Origin of the sequence: Dietzia sp. B19, from assembly GCF_014145155.1 — a bacterium.
Lineage (GTDB): Bacteria > Actinomycetota > Actinomycetes > Mycobacteriales > Mycobacteriaceae > Dietzia > Dietzia natronolimnaea.
Genome location: NZ_JAALED010000479.1, coordinates 1 through 1,457 on the forward strand (window position 1 = coordinate 1; position 1,457 = coordinate 1,457).

The 1,457-nt window shown below is 72.2% G+C and carries 2 protein-coding genes; both read left to right on the plus strand.

Going from position 1 to position 1,457, the window contains the following annotated elements; translation table 11 throughout:
* The first annotated feature begins 94 nt into the window (after positions 1–94).
* The gene (locus G6020_RS13265) at positions 95–577 is read left to right on the plus strand and encodes an Rrf2 family transcriptional regulator (RefSeq protein WP_179523228.1); all 483 of its coding nucleotides are present in this window, start codon (positions 95–97) and stop codon (positions 575–577) included.
* Between the two features lie 170 nt (positions 578–747).
* Positions 748–1,457 (plus strand): TSUP family transporter (locus tag G6020_RS13270; protein ID WP_182610943.1); only part of this gene is annotated, 710 nt, incomplete at its 3' end.

Below are 1,457 nucleotides of genomic sequence, written 5' to 3' on the forward strand. Positions count from 1 at the left end.
CACGACCCCGTGCCCGCGCGGGGATAGGGGGCCCGCCCGGCGCCCCTCGCCACTCCCCCGCCCGGCGCGCGAGGCGCTCTGGGAGACTGTCCCCATGAGGGTCACCGCGAAATCGGACTACGCGCTGCGGGCGCTCGTCGAACTCGCGAACGCGCAGCGGGATCACGGTGGCGACGGTCCCCGCGAGAACCCGATCAGCGCCGAGGAACTGGGGCGGCTGCAGGACATCCCGCACGGGTTCCTCCAGTCCATCCTGTCGGACCTGCGGCGGGCCGGCATCGTGGCCAGTAGGCGGGGCAAGACCGGCGGCTGGACGCTCGCCCAGGACGCGGGGGCGGTCACCGTCGCGGACGTCCTGCGCGCGGTCGACGGCCCCCTCGTCAGCGTCTACGACGTACGCCCCGAGGCGGTCGACTACAACGAGCGCGCCGCTGTCCTCCAGCACGTGTGGATCGCCTCGAGGGCCTCCCTGCGGCGGGTCATGGACGCGGTGTCGCTCTCGGATCTGGCCGAGGGCCGGCTGCCCCCCGACGTCCACGCGCTCACCCTCGACGACGACGCCTGGGAGCCCCGCTGACGGACGGGGCCCGGATCCGCTGATTCACCGGTGGCTCCCACCGCGGTCAGATGTTAATGTCTACTGAACAGCTCGGTTTAATGCCTTAATGGCCGGAGGGTCTCTCCCTCCGCCCGACAGGCGGCCACCGGGAGTGACAGTGTCATCGACCGACGTCGGAGGATCCCCCCGTGCCCACCCTGATCGTCCTCGGCTTCGCCGGACTCCTGGCTCAGCTGGTCGACGGCTCGCTCGGCATGGGATACGGCGTCACCTCGACGACCATCCTCGTGGCAGCCGGCATCGCCCCCGCCGCCGCGTCCGCCGCCGTGCACTTCGCCCAGATCGGCACCACGCTCGCCTCGGGGATCTCCCACCACAAGTTCGGGAACGTGGACTGGCGCATCGTCGCGATCCTCGCCGGACCGGGTGCGGTGGGTGCCTTCATCGGCGCGACCGCGCTGACCCGGCTGTCCAGCGCGGCGGCCAAGCCCATCGTCGCCTCGCTCCTGCTCGTGCTCGGCTTCTACGTCCTCTATCGCTTCCTGCGACTCGGCGGCAGGCGGCCCCAGTTCTCCGGCCAGATCTCGGCGCGCTTCCTCGTCCCACTCGGCTTCGCCGGCGGAACCCTCGACGCGTTCGGTGGCGGCGGATGGGGCCCGGTGGGAACGACCACCCTGCTCTCGTCGGGTCGGGTCGAGCCCCGGAAGGTCGTCGGCTCCATCAGCGCCTCGGAGTTCGTGGTGGCGGTGAGCGCCTCGATCGGCTTCCTCTTCGGCCTCGGCGCCGCCGGCATCAACTGGGCGTTCGCGGCCGCGCTGCTGGTCGGCGGCGTGATCGCCGCGCCGTTCGCCGCCTGGATGGTGCGCCACCTGTCGCCGCGGGTCCTGGGCACTGCCGC